Origin of the sequence: Clostridium neonatale (assembly GCF_001458595.1) — a bacterium.
Classification (GTDB): Bacteria; Bacillota; Clostridia; order Clostridiales; family Clostridiaceae; genus Clostridium; species Clostridium neonatale.
In genome coordinates, this window is the sequence record NZ_LN890328.1 from 2,773,373 (window position 1) to 2,793,874 (window position 20,502).

At 28.5% G+C, this 20,502-nt stretch carries 16 protein-coding genes; 1 reads left to right on the top strand and 15 read right to left on the bottom strand.

The window, feature by feature from the left end:
- Positions 1-121 precede the first annotated feature (121 nt).
- From gloA to BN2920_RS19335, 8 genes are all read right to left on the bottom strand, one after another.
- Positions 122-505, bottom strand: a complete 384-nt coding sequence (gene gloA, locus BN2920_RS19300) for a lactoylglutathione lyase (protein ID WP_058296590.1) — start codon at positions 503-505, stop codon at positions 122-124.
- A gap of 13 nt (positions 506-518) precedes the next feature.
- Entirely contained in the window at positions 519-1,139 is a 621-nt protein-coding gene (locus BN2920_RS19305; RefSeq protein WP_058296591.1) for an MBL fold metallo-hydrolase, read from the bottom strand.
- A gap of 157 nt (positions 1,140-1,296) precedes the next feature.
- Positions 1,297-2,211 carry an AEC family transporter gene (locus BN2920_RS19310; protein WP_058296592.1) on the bottom strand — a complete coding sequence of 305 codons (915 nt, stop codon included), beginning with the start codon at positions 2,209-2,211 and terminating at the stop codon, positions 1,297-1,299.
- A gap of 112 nt (positions 2,212-2,323) precedes the next feature.
- Complete coding sequence (locus BN2920_RS19315) at positions 2,324-2,788, bottom strand: methylated-DNA--[protein]-cysteine S-methyltransferase (protein ID WP_058296593.1); 465 nt, start codon at positions 2,786-2,788, stop codon at positions 2,324-2,326.
- A gap of 283 nt (positions 2,789-3,071) precedes the next feature.
- Positions 3,072-4,118, bottom strand: coding sequence for a DUF4179 domain-containing protein (locus tag BN2920_RS19320; protein ID WP_058296594.1), 1,047 nt, complete (start codon positions 4,116-4,118; stop codon positions 3,072-3,074).
- A 3-nt stretch (positions 4,119-4,121) separates the two neighbouring features.
- A complete protein-coding gene (locus BN2920_RS19325) occupies positions 4,122-4,676 on the bottom strand; it encodes a sigma-70 family RNA polymerase sigma factor (RefSeq protein ID WP_058296595.1) in 555 nt (184 codons plus the stop codon).
- 226 nt (positions 4,677-4,902) lie between these two features.
- The gene (locus BN2920_RS19330; RefSeq protein ID WP_058296596.1) at positions 4,903-5,661 is read right to left on the bottom strand and encodes a LytR/AlgR family response regulator transcription factor; all 759 of its coding nucleotides are present in this window, start codon (positions 5,659-5,661) and stop codon (positions 4,903-4,905) included.
- 42 nt (positions 5,662-5,703) lie between these two features.
- The gene (locus BN2920_RS19335) at positions 5,704-6,918 is read right to left on the bottom strand and encodes a LytS/YhcK type 5TM receptor domain-containing protein (RefSeq protein ID WP_242868436.1); all 1,215 of its coding nucleotides are present in this window, start codon (positions 6,916-6,918) and stop codon (positions 5,704-5,706) included.
- A 214-nt stretch (positions 6,919-7,132) separates the two neighbouring features.
- Here BN2920_RS19335 and BN2920_RS19340 point away from each other — a divergent pair, with 214 nt between their 5' ends.
- Positions 7,133-8,929: a carbon starvation CstA family protein gene (locus BN2920_RS19340; RefSeq protein WP_058296597.1), complete on the top strand. Its 1,797-nt coding sequence runs from the start codon at positions 7,133-7,135 to the stop codon at positions 8,927-8,929.
- 64 nt (positions 8,930-8,993) lie between these two features.
- Here BN2920_RS19340 and BN2920_RS19345 read toward each other — a convergent pair whose 3' ends face one another.
- From BN2920_RS19345 to BN2920_RS19375, 7 genes are all read right to left on the bottom strand, one after another.
- On the bottom strand, positions 8,994-10,550 hold the full coding sequence (locus BN2920_RS19345) for an ABC transporter permease/substrate-binding protein (RefSeq protein ID WP_058296966.1): 1,557 nt from the start codon (positions 10,548-10,550) through the stop codon (positions 8,994-8,996).
- A 16-nt stretch (positions 10,551-10,566) separates the two neighbouring features.
- Positions 10,567-11,712 carry an ABC transporter ATP-binding protein gene (locus BN2920_RS19350; protein ID WP_058296598.1) on the bottom strand — a complete coding sequence of 382 codons (1,146 nt, stop codon included), beginning with the start codon at positions 11,710-11,712 and terminating at the stop codon, positions 10,567-10,569.
- Positions 11,713-11,884: 172 nt separating this feature from the next.
- On the bottom strand, positions 11,885-13,939 hold the full coding sequence (locus tag BN2920_RS19355; protein ID WP_058296599.1) for a YcdB/YcdC domain-containing protein: 2,055 nt from the start codon (positions 13,937-13,939) through the stop codon (positions 11,885-11,887).
- Positions 13,940-14,147: 208 nt separating this feature from the next.
- The gene (locus tag BN2920_RS19360) at positions 14,148-15,485 is read right to left on the bottom strand and encodes an MATE family efflux transporter (protein WP_058296600.1); all 1,338 of its coding nucleotides are present in this window, start codon (positions 15,483-15,485) and stop codon (positions 14,148-14,150) included.
- A gap of 164 nt (positions 15,486-15,649) precedes the next feature.
- On the bottom strand, positions 15,650-17,428 hold the full coding sequence (locus tag BN2920_RS19365; RefSeq protein WP_058296601.1) for a methyl-accepting chemotaxis protein: 1,779 nt from the start codon (positions 17,426-17,428) through the stop codon (positions 15,650-15,652).
- A gap of 339 nt (positions 17,429-17,767) precedes the next feature.
- On the bottom strand, positions 17,768-18,505 hold the full coding sequence (chbG, locus tag BN2920_RS19370) for a chitin disaccharide deacetylase (RefSeq protein WP_058296602.1): 738 nt from the start codon (positions 18,503-18,505) through the stop codon (positions 17,768-17,770).
- Positions 18,506-18,678: 173 nt separating this feature from the next.
- Entirely contained in the window at positions 18,679-19,773 is a 1,095-nt protein-coding gene (locus BN2920_RS19375) for a glycerol dehydrogenase (RefSeq protein ID WP_058296603.1), read from the bottom strand.
- Positions 19,774-20,502: the final 729 nt, after the last annotated feature.

Below are 20,502 nucleotides of genomic sequence, written 5' to 3' on the forward strand. Positions count from 1 at the left end.
GTATTTCAAAAAAACAATTTAATCAAAGAAAATAAAAAAACAATGGTCAAGCTCGCAACCTCGTAGCTTTTCCATTGTTAGTGTACATTTTGTTATTTGATTAAATCATATTGTTTGTGATTTATTTAGTTCTTATAACTTCTACCTTATATCCATCGGGATCAGTAACAAAGTAATAATCAGCTGGTCTTCCTGGCAGTCCCTTCAAATCTGTAACTTCATATCCTAAAGCAATATGTTTTTCTCTTTCTTTTTCTATATCCAGAACACCAATTGCAGTATGACTAAATCCATTTCCAAGTTCATATGGCACTTCTTGATCATAATTATAAGTTAATTCAATTTCATATCCACCTTCTTCATTTGACAAATAAACAAGAGAAAATTTGTATTCTGGATAATCAATTCTTCTTGTTTCTATCAAGCCCAATGCATCCTTATAAAATTCCAATGATTTTTCTAAATCCTTTACTCTAATACAAGTGTGTAACATTTTTACTGACATATTCTTCAAACTCCTAACTTTTTCTTATACTTTTCCATTCATTATAAAAACTATTATTTCTTTTTTCTTCACCTATTGTACTGCTTTCATAATGGCCTGGGTGAATCCTAATATTTTCATTTTGATTTTCAATTAAATTAATTATTGATTTTTTTAATAAGTTTAAATCTCCGGTTGGAAAAATCCATTTTCCAACTCTTCCCTTAAATAAAGTATCACCTGTATATAAATCATGGCCAAATTTATAGCATACTCCCCCTATAGTGTGACCTGGAGTATATATTACTTGTATATTTTTGTCTCCAATAGGAAAAATTTTTGATTCATTAATTTTTACAATATTAATATCTTTTAAATCATATGTTTTTTCTTTAAAAACATTTTTATAATTTTCTTCTAAAACACCATACTCTTTCTCATGTATATATACAGGCACTTTAAAAGCATCTATTGCTCCTATATGATCCCTGTGTCCATGTGTTAAAAGAACCCCCATTACTTCCCAATTGTTATCCTTAACATATTTAATAACTTTTTCTTTTTCATATCCTGGATCAATAATATAGCATTTCCCTTGATTTTCAATAAAATAGCAGTTTACATCCATTTCCCCTGATAACAATAATTTTTTCATATTTTTTATAATTCACCTCCCACCGAATAAAATTTTTTGTATTCACATTATAACATTTTTCTTTAAATCTAAATATTCATTTAAAATTTAATTTTCTTCTTGTCTTAAATTCTTCTTTACAACTCTTATTTTTAATCTTTATTAATATTTTAAATTCCTAAACATTCATTATTAGTAACATTGATGTCATCACTATAATACTAAAAATTATTGAAGATGAATTTATTGCACTAGCTAGTCCGACATCTCCATTACATTTTTCAGTAAAAGCGATTGATACTGCAGAAACAGGTGCAAATACAATTATGGCTAATACCTGACGCACTTCTAATGAAAACGGCAAGAATATAAAAAATATAAATGCCATTATAATTGATATTCCATACCTTATAGAAAGGGTTTGTACAATTTTCCCTATCTGACTTCTTTTTAGATTTAATTCTAATCCGACTCCAACCATAAGCATGGCTAAAAATCCATTTCCAGCTCCAACTGTATCAGTAAACATTATAATTGGTTTTGGAATTTGGAAATTAAAATATGACACTATTAACATAATTATATATGTATTTAATGGTATTGACGAAAATACCTTCTTAATAAAACTGCTTAAAGTTGTCTTTCCATCAGTTTTGGCAACAGCACTGGCTATACTATATGTTCCACCTGTACAGAGAAGTGAATTTCCTGCATCAAATAAGCAAGTAGCTACAACCCCAATTGGTCCCAAAAAGTTTTGAACATATGGCATGGCAAAACATCCTATATTATATCCAGAAAAGTTTATCATATTAAATGCTTTTTCATCATCACTCTTTTTCAATGCAACAAGATATCCTGCACCTACAGTAACAAGATTACATATAATCCCAATAAAAATCAAAAATAGCAGTGACATATCAATTTTTAGATTATTAAAATTACTTATAACTGCACAAGGCAATGTTATATTTAATACAATCTTTGATATAATTCTGAAATCACTTGCTTTAAAAAATCCCTTTCTTTTTAATAAATATCCCATAACAATAATTGCTATAAAGACAGTAGCTTTTGTTAATACTTCAATCACTTTATAACACGTCCTTTATTTTATATTTGCCCTATAATATAAAATATCAATCTATACATCGTGAAAAATTAAATGATCCATTTCTAGTTTTCCATAATCAAAAAACTTAATTTTAGCCATTATATTTTTCCATTTCTAATAATTTTTCTTTTATATCTAATCCACCAGCATAGCCAACTAGTTTTCCATTTGCTCCAATAACCCTGTGACATGGTACAAATATAGCTATTGGATTTCTATTATTAGCCATTCCAACTGCCCTAGATGCCTTCTCATTTCCAACCTTTATTGCTATGTCTTTATAGCTACAAGTTTCACCATATGGTATTTCTCTTAATGCACTCCAAACCTTAAGCTGAAATTCTGTGCCCTGTGGTGATAAAGGCAGCTCAAATTGTTCTCTTTCTTTATTAAAATATTCGTTCAACTGATTATAAGCCTCTTTGATTAATTTTGTTTCTACTATATTTGAATCTTCTAAATGAACTTCTCCAAAATTCAAGTTTGTTATATGAGTCCCATTATCAGAAATTGTTATTTTTCCAATCAGTGTTTCATAATAAAATGTATTTTTCAAATCTATCACCTCTCTATATAAGAATCTTCTATTTTAATAATATCAAAAATATAACACAATTTATATTATTTTAATGTGTATTTACACTTTTTATTTAAAAAATAATATAATTGAAACGTTAATTTTTATTGATTTAAATAATCTCCAATACTTAAATATTATAATCAATAGACTTTTAAAGATTATAAATTTTTAAGCCTTCCCCTTAAATACAACAAATACAGGAATGCATATATATCAAAATATGTATTCCTGTATTCTTATATTTCTAAATTCTTTGACATTAATCCATTAAAGAAATTTTAAATTCTTCCCCAACCTTTTTAAAATCATGGCTCAACTGCCCACTCTCTTCTGGAAACTTTACTGCATATGGTGTTAAAGTTAATTCTTTAGCATTTTCATCTAAGTTTCTATCAATATTGTTATATCTAAGTATCATAGAATCCTTTGAACCTCTTGTTAAACAAAATTCCACATTATTTCCTAAATCATCAGTTCCTTTTAACATAACATCATAGCTTTCATTTTTGTTAGAGTTTTCAACTTTACACATAATATTGTGTCCTAATGCATTTGATGTATATTTTTCTAATATTATTTTTTCTCCATTTTCTAGCGTAAATGAATTATTTAATTTTATTTCTTTTGTATCTATTTTTAGTGCATCTCCATTAGACTTAAATTCAAATACCCATTTTCCTCTTTGAGGATTTTCATAATTTACTGTAACTTTTGAATATACTATTTTAATATCAAGCTCTCCCGTCAAATCAACATCTTTCAATGCAGTCAAATCATATTCAATTACTGATTGTGATGAATAATCATCCAGATTTCCACTTGATCCAATTGAACCTTCAAATTTTACCTTCTTATTATTAATGTAAACTGTTTTATCAGCATCATATGATTCATATTCTTTTAAGGCTTTTTGTGAACTTATAGTATCTGATATTATTAATTGCTTTTGTGATTCATCTAGTATAACTTCATTAAGCTGAATTGTTATTCCATTGTCAGTTATACACTTATTTACAACTGTATTATAACTGTCAAGATTTTTCTCTACTCCAATTGAACTTGCAATACTTTCACTTACCTTTGCTAAAACTTGTGCTCCTGCATCAGTTCCAAATAACCCTACACTTACTACACATGCTACTGCTACAGCAGCTGCTATACTTCCTTTATTTAATCTTTTCTTATTTATAGACTTTCTGACCTTGTTTTTTAATCTTTTCTTTTCTAACTCATCAAAATCTTCTTTCTTATAATCTTCTATATTTATATCAGCTTCATTAAGCATCTTATATATATCTCTTTCCATATCCTAATATCCTCTGCTTTCTTTTACTTTGAAAATATCCCTTATTTTCTTTTTAGCTCTAGACACTCTGTTATAAATAGCATCTCTTTTCATTCCTGTTTCTTCACTGATTTTATTTACTTCTACTTCTTCAACATATAATTTATAAAATAAATCTCTATCCTTTCTATTTAAGCAATTCAACATTTCTTCTACTTCTAAGCTTAATTCATTTTTTAAGATTTCATATGTTGAATCTGATACAGATATATTTAAATCATCTATATTTTCATACTCTAACCCTTTCAAATATTTTCTTTTATAATCTATAGATTTAAATTTAGCTATTCCAGCTACCCAGTTTTTAAAATCACTTTTGTTTTCATCAAATGTATCAATGTTATTCCATATCCCCATGAGTACATCATTAATACATTCATCTTGAACACTTTGTAAATTATAAAGATGTTTTTTTACAATAGATTTAATAATCCATCCGTAATTATCTATAACATAATCTAATGCTTTTTCATTTTTTCTTCGTAGCTGAATAATAAAATTTTCCTCATTAATCTTCATTTTTAACCTCTTTCTAAGCAAGCTTGCATAATTAATTATCCCTTACAACTTATACTTCGTAACCATTTATATGATATCTATCAAAATTCTAAAATAAAATTTCTGTTTACGTCTTCATATACTTAAATTTCAAAATTATAACCCAAATATTAGTTTAAACTAAATAAAGGATATAATAAAAATTCATACCTTTGAATCTTATTATATCCTAATAAATTTAACTATTTTAAATCCCCAAAATTTGCTTAATTTCTTTTACATGTGATCTGCTCACAGGCACTTCAGTATTTTCTTTATCATCAATTATTAATTTATAAGTCCCATTAAACCACGAATATACTTCTTTTATTCTATTAAGATTAACTATATAGCTTCTATGACATCTAAAAAATTGTGTTTTCTCTAATAATTCATATAATGTCTTAGAAGTATAATATGTATCTTTATCTGTTTTTACATAATTTTTTTCATCCTCTGAATAACAAAAATAAATTTTATCTATATCTATCAAAATTATTCTTCCGTTATTTTCACATGGAATCTTATTTACAATACTCTTTATATTTTTTATATTTATATTATTAATAGTATTATTATTAATCCTATCGCAAAGAGTAGATGCTGCACAATTTAAAGAATCTTTTATTCTATTTTCATCATATGGTTTTAAAATATAATCATAAACCTTAAGCTCAAATGCTTTGATTGCATACTTATCGTATGCTGTTGAAAAAATTAAAATAGTATCTGGTAACATCTTTTTTATTTCTTCAGCTAATTCTAATCCATCTTTTCCTGGTATATTAATATCAATAAATACAATTTCAGGCTCTTCATCTTCTATTATTTTTAATGCGTTTACTCCATCATATGCCTGTGCTACTACATTAAATCTCTCATCTTTAGATACTATGTATTTAAGTTCATAATTTGATATGGTTTCATCTTCTACTATTACTATTTTGAATTTATCAATTACTTTCATACTGCTTCCCCCATGCATATAAAAATAAATATATGGTTATAATTAAATGTTTTTAGGAATATAAAAGCTCACACTGCTTCCTTTATTTGAACTAATTATATTAATATCATACTTTTCTCCATACAGTAACTTTAATCTGTTTCTTACATTTTTTAATCCTAATCCTGTCGATACTGAATTATTTGCATTTTCGAATCCAATTCCATCATCACATATTTCAACATATACATCATTTTCTTTATTACTAACTATAACTTTCACTGTTCCCCCCTCTATCTTTTTTAATATTCCATGCTTTATTGCGTTTTCTACAATTGGTTGAATTATAAGTATAGGAAATTTTATATCTAATAAAGTATTATCTATAAAAAATTCGACCTTCAATCTATTTGAAAATCTAGCCTCCTCTATTGACACATATGCTTTGACCAATGACAATTCTTTTTGAAGAGTTGAGAAATCTCCTTCTATTTCTAATGTTCCTCTAAAATAATCAGATAGGTTAAGTATAAGATTTCTCGCCTTCTCACCATCAGTTCTACAATATGCACCTATAACATTAAGTGAGTTAAATAAAAAGTGCGGTTCTATCTGTGCTTTCAAAGCTTTCAATTCAGCAATTTTGTTTTCCTCTTTCAATTTAACAAGCTTTACTTGTCCATCAACTAATTTTTTTGATCTGTCAACTACCATTACTATTAAAAACACTCCAACTGAATTGATAATAATCATTGATGCCGCTATTTTCTCTTCAAGGAGTATTGCTGTTTCTAAATCACCTGAAAAAATCAAAATAATAATCATTTGTGTTATTTCAGAAACAACTGCTGATAATCCTGCTATAATAGGGCTTAACCCCTTATCTTTAAATATTCTTCTAAAGCCTGCCCCAATAGCTCCTTCAACCACTGTTGAGATAGAACATGCAAGTGCTGTAAATCCACCTAATGTATATCTATGTAGTCCACTTATTATTCCAACTGTTACCCCAACAACAGGGCCACCTAAATATCCAGCTACAATGGTACCTATTGGCCTGCTATTAGCTAGAGAGTTATCTGTTATATATATACCAAAGTACGTTCCTGTAATAGATAAAATCGTAAATAAAACAATCATTATTATTTTATCCTTTTTATCATACTCATCCTTAACAAGATGTTTAATAATATCAGTTTGGAATATTATATATGTAAATATTGTTATAAGTGACATTCTTTCTAACATATCCAGCATTAACATACTATCACCATCCATAACTTTCCTAATATTCTTCTATTTGATTATACTCCTTTAAAAAGCTTTCTTAAATTATAAATTTCTCTTATAAAAGTCAGTGTTAGTCACCTGATTTTTTTGTATGTTTACCCTAAAAATATTGTATTTCACCTGTAAAATATGTTTTTTTATTGCTTGTACTGATAAATTATAGATACAGTAAACATTTACATACTAAAAAGGGGATGTTAATATGAATTCGATTGTTTTAGTAATAGTAGGAGCTTTAGTACTTATACTTGGATACAGACTCTATGGCTGTTTCATTGCTGCAAAAGTACTTGCATTAGATGAAACAAGAAAAGTTCCTTCAGAAGTATTTGAAGATGGTAAGGACTATGTTCCTACTAACAAATGGGTCCTACTTGGTCACCACTTTGCAGCTATAGCTGGTGCAGGCCCTCTTATAGGTCCTGTATTGGCAGCTCAATTCGGCTATCTTCCTGGTACATTATGGATCTTAATTGGTTCAGTTGCAGCAGGTGCAGTTCATGACATGATAATGCTATTCGCATCAGTTAGATTTAATGGTGAATCTATAGCTGAAATTGCAAAACACACTCTTGGTAAAAAAATTGGTTTTATAACTTCTATTTCTGTTATTTTTATTCTTATTATTACTATGGCAGGACTTGGCTTACCAGTTGTTAACTCACTTTATAATAGTCCTTGGGGTACATTTACAGTAGGTGCAACTATTCCAATTGCAATATTTGTAGGTATTTATTTAAGATATATTAGACCTGGTAAAATAGGTGAAGCAACTATTATAGGTATGGTATTAATATTACTAGCAGTCATATTCTGGCCACAAGTTCAAGGCACAGCACTTGGAAATTTCTTAACTCTTAATACAAAGCAATTATCAGTAATTTTAGTTATATATGGCTTCTGTGCTGCTGCATTACCAGTATGGTTATTACTATTACCTCGTGATTATCTAAGTACTTATATGAAACTTGGTGTAATTGGTATTTTAGTTGTAGGTATATTAATAGTAAGACCTCAATTACAAATGCCAGCTTTAACACAATATATACACGGTGGTGGTCCTGTAGTTTCAGGTAAGGTATTTCCATTCTTATTTATTACAATTGCCTGTGGAGCATTATCTGGCTTCCACTCACTTATAAGCACAGGTACTACTCCTAAATTGATAAAAAATGAAAAAGATATTCTTCCAATAGGTTATGGTTCCATGCTTCTTGAAGCTTTTATCTCATTAATGGCTTTAATAGCAGCAACTGCATTACCAACTTCTGATTACTTTGCAATTAACTCTTTACCAGAAGTATTTAATAAATTGAATCTAATTCCAAAAGACTTACCAATGCTTCAGACACTTGTTGGCGAACAATTAACTGGAAGGCCTGGTGGATCTGTATCATTAGCTGTTGGTATGACATACGTATTTCACAATATTCCTGGATTATCTTCAATAATGTCTTACTGGTATCATTTCTGTATAATGTTTGAAGCTTTGTTTATCCTTACAACAATAGATTCAGGTACAAGAATAGGAAGATATTTATTACAAGATCTTTTTGGAAAAATGTATAAACCTTTAGCAAATAAAGACTCAAAGTTTAATCTTATATTCTTTAGTGCTTTAATGTCAGTTACTTGGGGTGCATTGTTATACAGTGGAAATATCTCAACAATATGGCCATTATTTGGGGTAGCCAACCAAACACTTGCTGCTATTGCTTTTGCTATTGGTACATCCGTTCTTATAGAGATTGGTAAAAAGAAATATACACCTATAACAATACTTCCTATGATCTTTATAGCTATAACAACAATGACTGCCTCAATTGAAAATATCTTTGGTAATTATATTCCAAATGGAAAAACAACACTAACTATATTATCATTCATAATAATGATAATGCTTGTAGTCATCGTTGTTGAATGTGTAAAATCTTGGAGGAAGAATTGGAATAAAAATTTTGATTCTGAACTTTTAAATACTAGTAATTCCATAATTTAATCCATAAATTATTTTAAAAGGCATAGTATAATTTTCATTCAAATTATACTATGCCTTTTTCTTATTATTTGAGTAATCCTTTTTCTAAAAGAAAGTCATGCGCTACATCTTTAGCATCCATACCATCAATATCCACTTTACCATTTAAAGTAGCCATTGTTTCTTCATCAAGAAGTCCATCCATCTTAGCTAAAACTGATTCTAATTCTGGATGCTTATCTAATACTTCTTGGCTTACGAAATTTACTGCATAATATGGTGGGAAAAATTTAACATCATCTTCTAATGGTACAAGACCTAGCTTTGGTAAAAGTGCATCTGTTGAGAATGCATCTACAACATCTACTTCACCAGAATCTATTGCTTCGTAACGAATTGCTGCATCCAATCCACTTACACTTTTAAACTTACTATTAAAAGTCTTTTCAAGTAATGGAAGACAGTCTTCTCTTTGTACAAATTCAACTGTACATCCAAGTTTAAGCTGATCTGAAACTTTCATAAGGTCAGATAATGTTTTTAAATTATATTTTTCGGCAAGCTCCGGCTTTACACTCATTACATAAGTATTGTTAAATCCTAATGGTTCAGATACATGTATGTTATGTCTTTCCATCATTAAATCTTTAACCTTATTATAAACTGTATCTGGATCATTTTCTATTGGTTCATGAAGCATATCTGAAAGTGCTGTACCAGTATACTCAACAAACATATCAATACTGTCATTATTTAATGCATCAAAACAGAAACTTCCACCATTTAAATTAAACTTTTGATCGACTTTAAGGTCTGTATTGCTTTCAATTAAATCTGTATACATATATCCAAGAATAATAACTTCAGTAAAATTACTTGTGCCAATAACTATTTTATCATCATTTGAGCTAGCAAAAGTTGCACTTAAACTAGAGAATCCAGGAACTAATATAAGCACTGCACATAAAGCAAATACAACTGCTCTTTCTCTTAATTTAGCTTTTTTAGAAACGTTCTTTATTTTTTCAGCTGGTTGTAATCCTTCTGAAGTAATAGCATGTTCTAATCTTGCAAGTATGAAATCAATAGCTAAAGCAAGAATTGATGCAGGTATAGCACCTAATAAAACAAGTCCAGGATTTCTTGAATTTAATCCTAAGTTTATAAACCATCCAAGACCACCAGCCCCTGCAAAAGCTGCAATAGTCATTGTTCCAACTGCTGCTACTGCTGATATACGAATACCTGCCATAATAAATGGCATAGCAATTGGCATTTCTATCTTAAATAATCTCTGCCATTTAGTTAATCCAAGCCCCTTTGCAACTTCAACAGTTTTTGAATCTATGCTTACTATACCTGTATATGTATTCTTTATTATAGGCAATAGTGCATATACAATAACCATTAAAATGGCTGGTTTACTTCCAATTCCTACAAAAGGAACAGCAAATGCTAAAAGTGCTATACAAGGAATAGACTGCATTACATTAGCGATTCCTATAACAATTTGTGATGCTAGTTTATTTCTTGTAATTAATATAGCAACTGGCACTCCTATAAGAAGTGATATAAAAACTGCTATTGTTGTCATATTCAAATGTTGAATGAATAATTGTAAAAGCTCACTTTTCTTATCCATAAAAAGATTTATAAAATTAAGCAATTATACCACTCTCCTCTACTCTAGAACCATATGGTGCAAATTGTCTGCTTAGTGATGCCAATAGAGCACCTTTTGTTAAATAACCTTGTACATAATTTGAATGGTCAATTACAGGAATAATTCCAGACATATTATAATCAAATGTTGTTATTATCTTTCTTAAATTTGTATCTGTAAATGCATATGGGTATTCTTTCGAAATATATTCTTCAATTGCTCCTGTGTAGTTTTCTTTATCAATTATATCCTCAAGATATAAAACTCCAAGTAATTTACTTTCTTCTGTTACAAGAATACTTTCAATATTATGGTTACCCATAATCTGAATAGCTTGTACCACAGTTCTTTCTTTTGAAATTTCATATGGTTTTTTAAGCATTATATCTTCAGCTTTAACAAACTCTGGATTACTCCATAATTTATTTTTTCCTACAAAGTCTTCAACATAACTGTTAGCTGGATGTTTTAAAATATTTTCAGGTGTATCACATTGAATTACAGTTCCCTCTTGAATTATGCATATTCTATTAGCAAGCTTTATAGCTTCATCCATATCATGTGTAACAAATATTATTGTTTTATTGAAACGTTTCTGTAACTTAAACACTTCATCTTGAAGTTCATTTCTTGTTACAGGATCTAAAGCTGAGAAAGGTTCATCCATTAATATAATATCTGGATCTGCTGCAAATGCACGTGCAACTCCAACTCTTTGCCTTTGTCCACCACTCAATTGAGATGGATACAAGTTGCCATAAACATCTGGCTCTAGATCTACCATTTGTAACATTTCATCAACTCTTTTGGATATTTTACCCTCAGATTCATTAATTATATTTAATGTAAGCGCAATATTATCTGCAATTGTAAGATGCGGGAATAAACCACCTTCTTGAACAACATATCCAATTTTCTTTGGCAAATCAGAAGGATTTAAATTAGCAACAGATTCCCCATTAATTATAATATCTCCACTATCTATATTATGTAATTTGTTTATACTTTTTAATAATGTAGTTTTCCCACATCCACTTGAACCAATAACAACAAAAAATTCTCCAGTTTGTATTTCAAGACTTATATTTTCTAGTACTTTTTTATTTTTAAAGGATTTTGATACATTCTTTAACTCTATCATCTCTTTCATTCCCTTCTAGAAAACTTATATTTTAATTTTAACTTATCCTTTTAAATCGGGTTCATTTTTTGAACACCTTTATATTATCAGTGTTCATTGTTCATTACAATATGTTCAGATAAAATTTTTTAAAAAAGAAAGATCAATATATGTTATTGATCTTTCTCCATTATTACTTTTCAATTTTTAACAAATTATAAATAACTTGTGCTGTTTGCCCATTAGTCATATTACCTTTTTCATTAAAGTTTCCATTACTATCGCCTTTTATAATATCTAATCCATAACATATTGCTGCATATCCCTTGTAATCATTACTTACATTATCTTTGAAAGGATTTACAAATATCTGTGAATTCTTAGCTATTGGCTCATAATTTAAGTATCTTACAACGTATTTTGCAACTTCACCATTAGTCAAAATATGATCAGGGGATTTTTCTTCAGATTTAATTATTTTATTTCCTATAAGCATCTCATACAATTCATCTTCATCATAATAACTCATATCTGGTGTATATAAATATTTAAAGAAGTTTGCTTGAGTAATATAACTGTCTGGATTGAATTTATCACCTTCAAGATAATATCCATTATTTAATAGTTCTTTTATTACATTTTCATAAGCATGTCCTGTTATATCTGTATATGTTGGCAGATTATTTTCTTTATACTTCTTTCCATCATAACCTATACGTACTCCTGTCATTGGATCTAAAAGATATTGTTCTTGTAAATTGCTAAAATTATAGATTAATGATACTTTATCTTTATCAATTTTTTCATATTGAAGGTCAAATCCAATATCATCACTTATCTTATCAAACACTATATCTTTTGATATTACATTATTAAGACTTGGAAAAGTTATATTTGTAAACCATTGATTTTCATAATTTATTATTTTTCCTGTAGTTTTATCTATTGATATAGATAGATAATTATTTGTATATTCATATCCGTTCACCATACGAACATATTTAAATGTATAATAATTACCTTCAGCATTTTCTTCTTCTGGAATATATTTTACTTTTTTATACTTTTCAGCAGCTACCTTCTTCAAAAAACTATCACATTTATTTTTAGCCTCTGAATAAGAGATGTTATTTTTTACTTCTTCATTGTTATCATAAAAATAAAAGGAAAGTAATTCTCCTGTCTTAGCATCCAGGCTTCCATTTCCATTTTCAAAAGAAATATTCCAGATATATTTATTATCAACGTAATCACTCTTTTCCAATGATGCGTTGTTTACTTTATCATTGGTTTTTAATGAATCAAAATTGTCTTTAATAACTTTCTCAGCATTTTCTTTAGATATTAATTGTGCTGTCTTTTGAATTTCATTGATTTCCTCTTTAGTTAAAGTACTTTCCTTACCATCTGAAACTGCAGCATCTTCTGTCATTAATTTAGATGAATTATTTAAGCCTCTATTTAAAATATTATCTGAATAAATATTTACTACTTCTGATGTCTTGGCATCAATCCCTTGAAGTTTATCTTGTTTTATTGAGTAAGCTGGAAAAACATTCAACTTTTTATTTTTATAATCATATCTAGAATAATACTTTAAATCTATTCCTATTTTCTCTAAATAAGCTTTCTTAGCTGCTTCTTTATTTATTATTGAATCTTTAGATGAAAATATATAATCTTTAACATCGTTGTTATTTCTTATAAGCGATGTTACTTCCCCATTATATTTATTTATACTTAAATCAATAGTATTAAATGAAACTGGAATATTATTTACAAATTGACCAAATTTAAACTCATAATCACTACTTTGAGACAAATTTGATCTATCATCAATAATTTTTATTGAACCTTCTTTAAACTTTACTGACTTTTGCATGAATTTTTCCGCAATAGCTTTTGCGTCTTCTTTTGATATCTTAGCTAGTCCACTTGAATCATTATTAGAATCAAATTTATGATATTCAAGTATATTCCCATTATCATCAACTTGTATCGATATACTTTCTCCATCTTTGTTAGACCAATCTAAAGTATAAGCTCCACTAGACTCATTTTCTTCTGTATTTTCATTATAATAATAAGAAAAATCTGAATATTCCTCTGGAATAGTTATAATGTTTTTTGCACTAACAATTGCTTTTTCGAGATTACTTCCATCATTTTCTGATGCAAATGCGACTACAGAAGTAGATATTGTTATACACATTGCTAATATAAGACTTAATAATTGTTTTCTTTTCAATATAAAAACCGCCTTTCAAAAATTGATAGATATGATCTAATAAAAAAATAACCATGGTAATATTTATTATTTAAGAATATATTACCATGATATTGTATAAAAGGCACATCTTATATATTTCTTTAAGATTAATTTAATATTAGATCAATAGAAATAAAATAATTTGTTGCTATTGACATCAATCTAATTTCTATTCATATTCTAAATATTATAATAATTTTTCATATTTTCTAAAAAGTATTAATGATACTATTGATGCAGCTATCTCAGAAATAGGGAATGAAACCCACACCCCATTTACACCTAAAACTCTTGATAATATTAGCGCTAATGGAACAATAATTATAAATTGACGTACTAAAGATATTATAAGAGATAATTTCCCATCACCTAATGCTTCAAAAGTTCCAGATAATATAACACTACCTGAGGAAATAATAAATCCTATACTAATAATTCTTAGAGCTGTACTCCCCATACTCATCATATTATCATGTGCATTGAACATCATTAAAACTTTTTCTGGGAAAAATACTGATATACATGTACCAATTATCATAATTATTGATGTTAGCATAATACTTATTTTTATAGTATTTAGTACTCTATCCCTTTGTTTCGCACCATAATTATAGCTTATAATTGGGCGCATTCCTTGTATAAGTCCATTTGTAGGCATATATACGAAAGTTTGAAGCTTATAATATATCCCAAGTACTGCAACTGATACCTCTGATATGCTTGCAAGAATCCCATTTAAAACGCTAATTAATATTGATGGCATTGAAAGCATGATGGATGAAGGTAATCCTACAGCATAAAGCTTTCTCACAGTACTTTTATCAAATCTAAAATTTTTAAAGTTCATTTTTATATCATAATTTTTCTTTCTAAATATAAAGATATATATTATAAATACAGTTATTTGTCCAGTTATGGTAGAAATAGCTGATCCTAAAACTCCAAGTGCTGGAAAACCAAATTTTCCGAAAATCATTATCGGACAAAGAATTATATTTATAATGCATCCTAGTGCCTGCATCATCATTGGAATTATCATATTGCCTACTGCTTGAAACATTTTTTCCATAGAAAGCTGAAATAATAATCCAAATGAAAAACATATTACAACTGTTGCATATTGGTGGCCATATCTTAGTATTTCTTCATCATTAGTAAATATTCTTAAAAATGGATCTACCAAAAATAACCCTGCTACAACAAAAATCAATACATGAATTAATGTAAGTACCATTCCATGTGTTGCTGCTTTATTTACATCTTCATTGTTCATAGCCCCAAGGCTTCTAGCCATGCATGAATTTATTCCAACTCCAAAACCAATAGCTACAGCTGAAACTATATTCTGAAGTGGAAACACAAGTGAGACAGCTGTTAGTGCATTTTCACTTATTTGGGATACAAATATACTATCAACAATATTATACATAGACTGAATTAGCATAGATATCATAGTTGGTACAGACATAGAAATTAGTAGTGGAAATATAGGCTTTACTTTCATTGGATTTTCAATTTTATTCATTATAAGTCTCCTCTCCAAACTGCTATTATATTTCTGAACAAACAAAAAAAGCTATAAATTCTTCTGTTTATATCAGAAACAGAAAAATTTATAGCCTTAGGCAGTCATTATTATTTTTTTATAGTATATCAAAACTATTTAAATTAATCAACTTTTTAGAAAATCTAAATTATGAACTTATCCATCTCATTTTTTATTATATTTGAGTATTCTATTGATTCTCTTACATTAGATAATACTAATTCTGACTTATCATGAATATCTGTTGATTTTTGTGCAATATCTGTTGTGCCTTGTGCACCTTCACTTGCTGTTTTAGCAACTTCATCAATTGCGGACAAAACATTATCTAGCGATGCAGTTAACTCTTCTGCAGTAGCGCTAAAATCAGTAATTAGACTCTCTACAAAAGTTGCATCATTTTCATATTCATTTGCTATTATTATAAATTTGTCATAATCTTTAGTTACATCTTCTTTAACAAAATTTAATAGCATATTAGAATTATCTGATAGTGAAGTTACAGCATCTGTAACTTCTTTAGTTACTATTTGAATATTTTCAACTGCCTCCTTAGATTGCTCTGCTAATTTTCTAATTTCTTCTGCTACAACCGAAAATCCCTTTCCTGCCTCGCCTGCTCTAGCGGCTTCTATAGCTGCATTTAATGCTAATAAATTTGTTTGCTCTGTTATACCTAAAATCACATCTGCTAATACTTTAATCTTATCCACTACTTTTGCACTCTTAAGAGCTTCTTCTAATTTATACTGTATTTCATTACCTAATTTATCAGCTCTTGATTTAGATTCAGTTGCTTTTTTCTTTGTAGTCTTTGCACGTTTTGTTATCTCAATAGCCTGTGTTGCTCCTTCTTCTGATTTCTTTGCTATAGAAGCTGATGCTGCATTTATTTCATGTGTTGATGCAGACATCTCTTCTGATGATGCTGCACATTCTTCCATTCCTGCCGCTAGTTCTTCTGTTACTGCTGAGACACTTTCTATATCTTCATTTAATACACTAATATTTTCACCTATCTTTTCTGCCATTGCATTATTTCCATTTGCAGCATTTTTAGCTTCATATATCAAATTTCTAATTGCACTATGCATATTTTCAAGGGATTTAGCTATTATTCCAAAATCATCTTTTCTATTTAAAAGCTTCTCTGGTATTTCTTCTTTAAAATTTCCAGTAGCCATGATTTCCAAGCTTTTAATTATAGATTTAAATCCATTTAAAATCTCTTTACTTATTATGATGGTAAGCACAATTGATGCTAAAATAGCTACAACTACTATAATGAAAAATTTACTAATATTATCTGTTACTATGTCATTTAGTTCTTTTTTATTTTCATTCACACTTTTGTCTATATCATCTGTATAATTTCCTGTTCCTATAACCCATTTAAATGGTTCAAATGCTTGGCTATAAGATCTTTTAGGTGATGCTTTTGTTTCACCTTCCTTTGGAAAATAATAATCTGTATACCCTCCTCCATTCTTCCCATTTTTTATTATATCTGCAACCATCTTATATCCGTTAGCATCTTCAGTGTTAATTCTATTGGTTCCTTCTGTATCACTCCCTAAAAGAACAACGTTATCTCCCTCATATGTATCAATCCAAAAGTATCCATTTTCACCATATCTCATTTCTCTAACTAAATCAGCCGCTAAAAGTTTTGCTTCATCTTCTGTGTATTCCCCATTTTGATAGTCCTTATAAATTTCATTTATAACGCTAATAGCAGCACCGACTTGATTTTTAATTTCATCATCATAATCACTTCTCATAGCTTTTTCTAATGAATTCAAAGAGTCAGTACTTAATTTTCTTTCTTGATATATACCTACAATGGATGTTATAAGTATACCTACTACTAATAATGATGCCATTCCTATAATCTTTGTTTTGATTTTAAAATTTTGTAGCATATAATCTCCCCCTTAAAAAGCAATTTTGATAACGTTTTCTTGATTTTATTATATACTTTTTTATTATATATTTCAAATTTATTAAATTTTGGTAAAATAACAATATAGGACCAATGCTTCATATTTACTTAATTCTACTTATTTTAATAATATTTTACAATATATTCTTTTAAAAAATATATTTGTTATATAATACACCCAATTCCATACAAGATATTATTCTAAAATAAAAGATTGAGATTTACTGAATTTCTATATTCTTAGCAAACCTCAATCTTATATTAATTTTAATATTCTATTTTAACAAATTTCCTTCTCTTATTAAGCTAAATAATGTATTTATATATTAGAATAATTTATTAATTTTATTTTATTATCTTTTATATATTCTTTTATTTCTCTACTGGTTAATGTTGATAACTCTTTAGTTCTTTCTAGCAAATAAGAACTTGAATTTAATATTTTTTCATCTAAATATGCTGGATGACACATTATCTCTAAAAATTCTGTATCTTTGTTCTTAATTAATAAATTTATAAAATTTTTATATTCTATATTTTCTTTACCATAAAACTCTTCTGTAAATATCATTCCTTTATTTAATTTTTTTAGTTTCTCTATACTCTTATCATTTACTTTTCTTATTGGCAAGTTATATTTTTTTGAAAACTCCATAACTACTTCAAATACCATAGGTTCCTTGTGTACATGATGATGGCTATCAATATGGGTTGGTTTTATTCCAAATGAAAGAAATTTTTCAAATTGAGCATTAAACTCTTTTCTTATATCCTCAATTTTAGCTATCTTCATTATTAAACTATTACTTTTGAAATTCCCATTCTCATCTACTAAGGATTGTACATCTTTTGATAATGGCTTTCCTGCAGTTAATACAAAATGTATCCCTACTCCAAGATCATTATAATTCTTGGATAAGTTTGCAGCATATTCTGCATCTTCCATGTTACACATAAGAGTAGTTGATTTAACAATACCATTTTTGTGTGCTTCTAATATTCCAAGTGTTACAGCTTTTGATATTCCGAAATCATCTGCATTTACTATTAATTTCATTATACTATCCTCCATATGTCATACATCTAAAATAGACTTTTCATTAATAAATTAAAGCAACATCTTACTATATTGTAAAACAACTGTAACGTTACACATTAATTTGCATAACGTTACTATACTTGTCCATAATAATATAATTATTATTTTCTTTAATAATTATTTAATATAGACTATTCTACATAATCCTTTCCAATAGAATTAGCTGTTAAAATTGCTGCATATACATCCTTTGCAGATACATGAAATGGCATATTATGAATTGACTCTCCTTCTGCAGTAGCAGCTTTAGCAACTTCCATAATTTCTTCTTCTTTTATTTCTGTAATTCCAAGTTGTTTTAATGTTACTGGAAGTCCCACTCTACAACAGAAATCTATAACCTCTGCAATTTCTTCTTCAGGTGCATCTTCTAGTACAAGTTGTACTAATGTGCCAAATGCAACTTTTTCTCCATGATACATATGGTGACACTGTGGAAGAACTGTAAATCCATTATGAATTGCATGTGCTCCTGCAAGTCCACCACTTTCAAATCCAATTCCACTTAATAATGTATTAGCTTCTATTACTTTTTCTACTGCCTTTGTGCATACATTATTTTCTACAGCTTTAATAGCCAGCTCACCTTCTGTTATTAAAGTATCATAGCAAAGTTCTGCTAGTGCCATAGCTGCAAGAGTTGGTGTTCCAAATGCACAAGTTTGAGAACCTGATGCATTGCAAGCTCTTGCTTCAAAATATGTTGCAAGTGCATCTCCCATACCAGATGCCAGAAGTCTTGTTGGTGCTTGTGCAATAATATCAGTATCTACTAATACTAGATTTGGATTTTGCTTTAAGAATAAATATTTTTCAAACACACCATCCTCTGTATAAATAACTGATAAAGCACTACAAGGAGCATCAGTTGATGCTATTGTCGGAACTATAACAACCGGCATATTCTTACAATAACCTACACTTTTTGTAGTGTCTAGAATCTTTCCACCTCCAACACCAATTATAACGTCTATATTATTATTGTTGCATATCTCCATTATACGGTTAATCTCTGTAGTACAACATTCACCGTTAAACTTTTCATATATTATACTGCATTCGTTTTCAGAAAAGCTTTTATCAATTGTATCTTTTACTCTCTTGAATCCTCCTTCTGTTAAAAGACATAATGCGTTCTTTCCTAATTCTGAAACATACTTTGATAAATTTGCAAGCTCTCCACTTGCTTGTACATATTTATTTGGTGCAATAATTATTTTAGCCATACCTATTCCTCCTTAATAAATATTTTATCTCTCAACTTTATTGTAACTAATACAAATTTAATATCAAGTTAAAATTTGAATTTTCTGAATATTTTATTTAAATGCATTCTTTAACGGTATTTTGGCTGAATTTCTACAATATGATCCTTATATTTCTCAATTCATTTGAAACATAAATATACTTTTGTTTTGAAATTCACATTGCAGTATATCTTGCTCTTCTTATTATATAAAATAACTTTAATGAATAATCCACAATATTTTTATTAAGATCCCAATTGCAGCATAGCTGCTCTTTGGCATATAATGCTTGGTGAGGCACGAGCCTAGCAGTATAGCCCATCTTCATCTACTGATGAAGATGTTTCCTTAACCAGAGAGCCCAAATCTTGCATTTGGTACGAATCGATTACACCTACAAATGCATATGAGCAGGCGTTCCATTTAAAATAATCTATTATAAATACATATAAAATTAAGCATAAGATCCGAATTACAGCATAACTGCCCTTTTTAGCGGTGGAATTCTTAGTTTAGTGCGTTGGCAGCTATTAAATTCTTTTTCTTAATTTTATAGTTTTTTAAGATCCGAATTGCAGCATAGCTGCTCTTTTTATTAAGATCCGAATTGCAGCATAGCTGCTCTTTTTATTAAGATCCGAATTGCAGCATAGCTGCTCTTTTTATTAAGATCCGAATTGCAGCATAGCTGCTCTTTTTATTAAGATC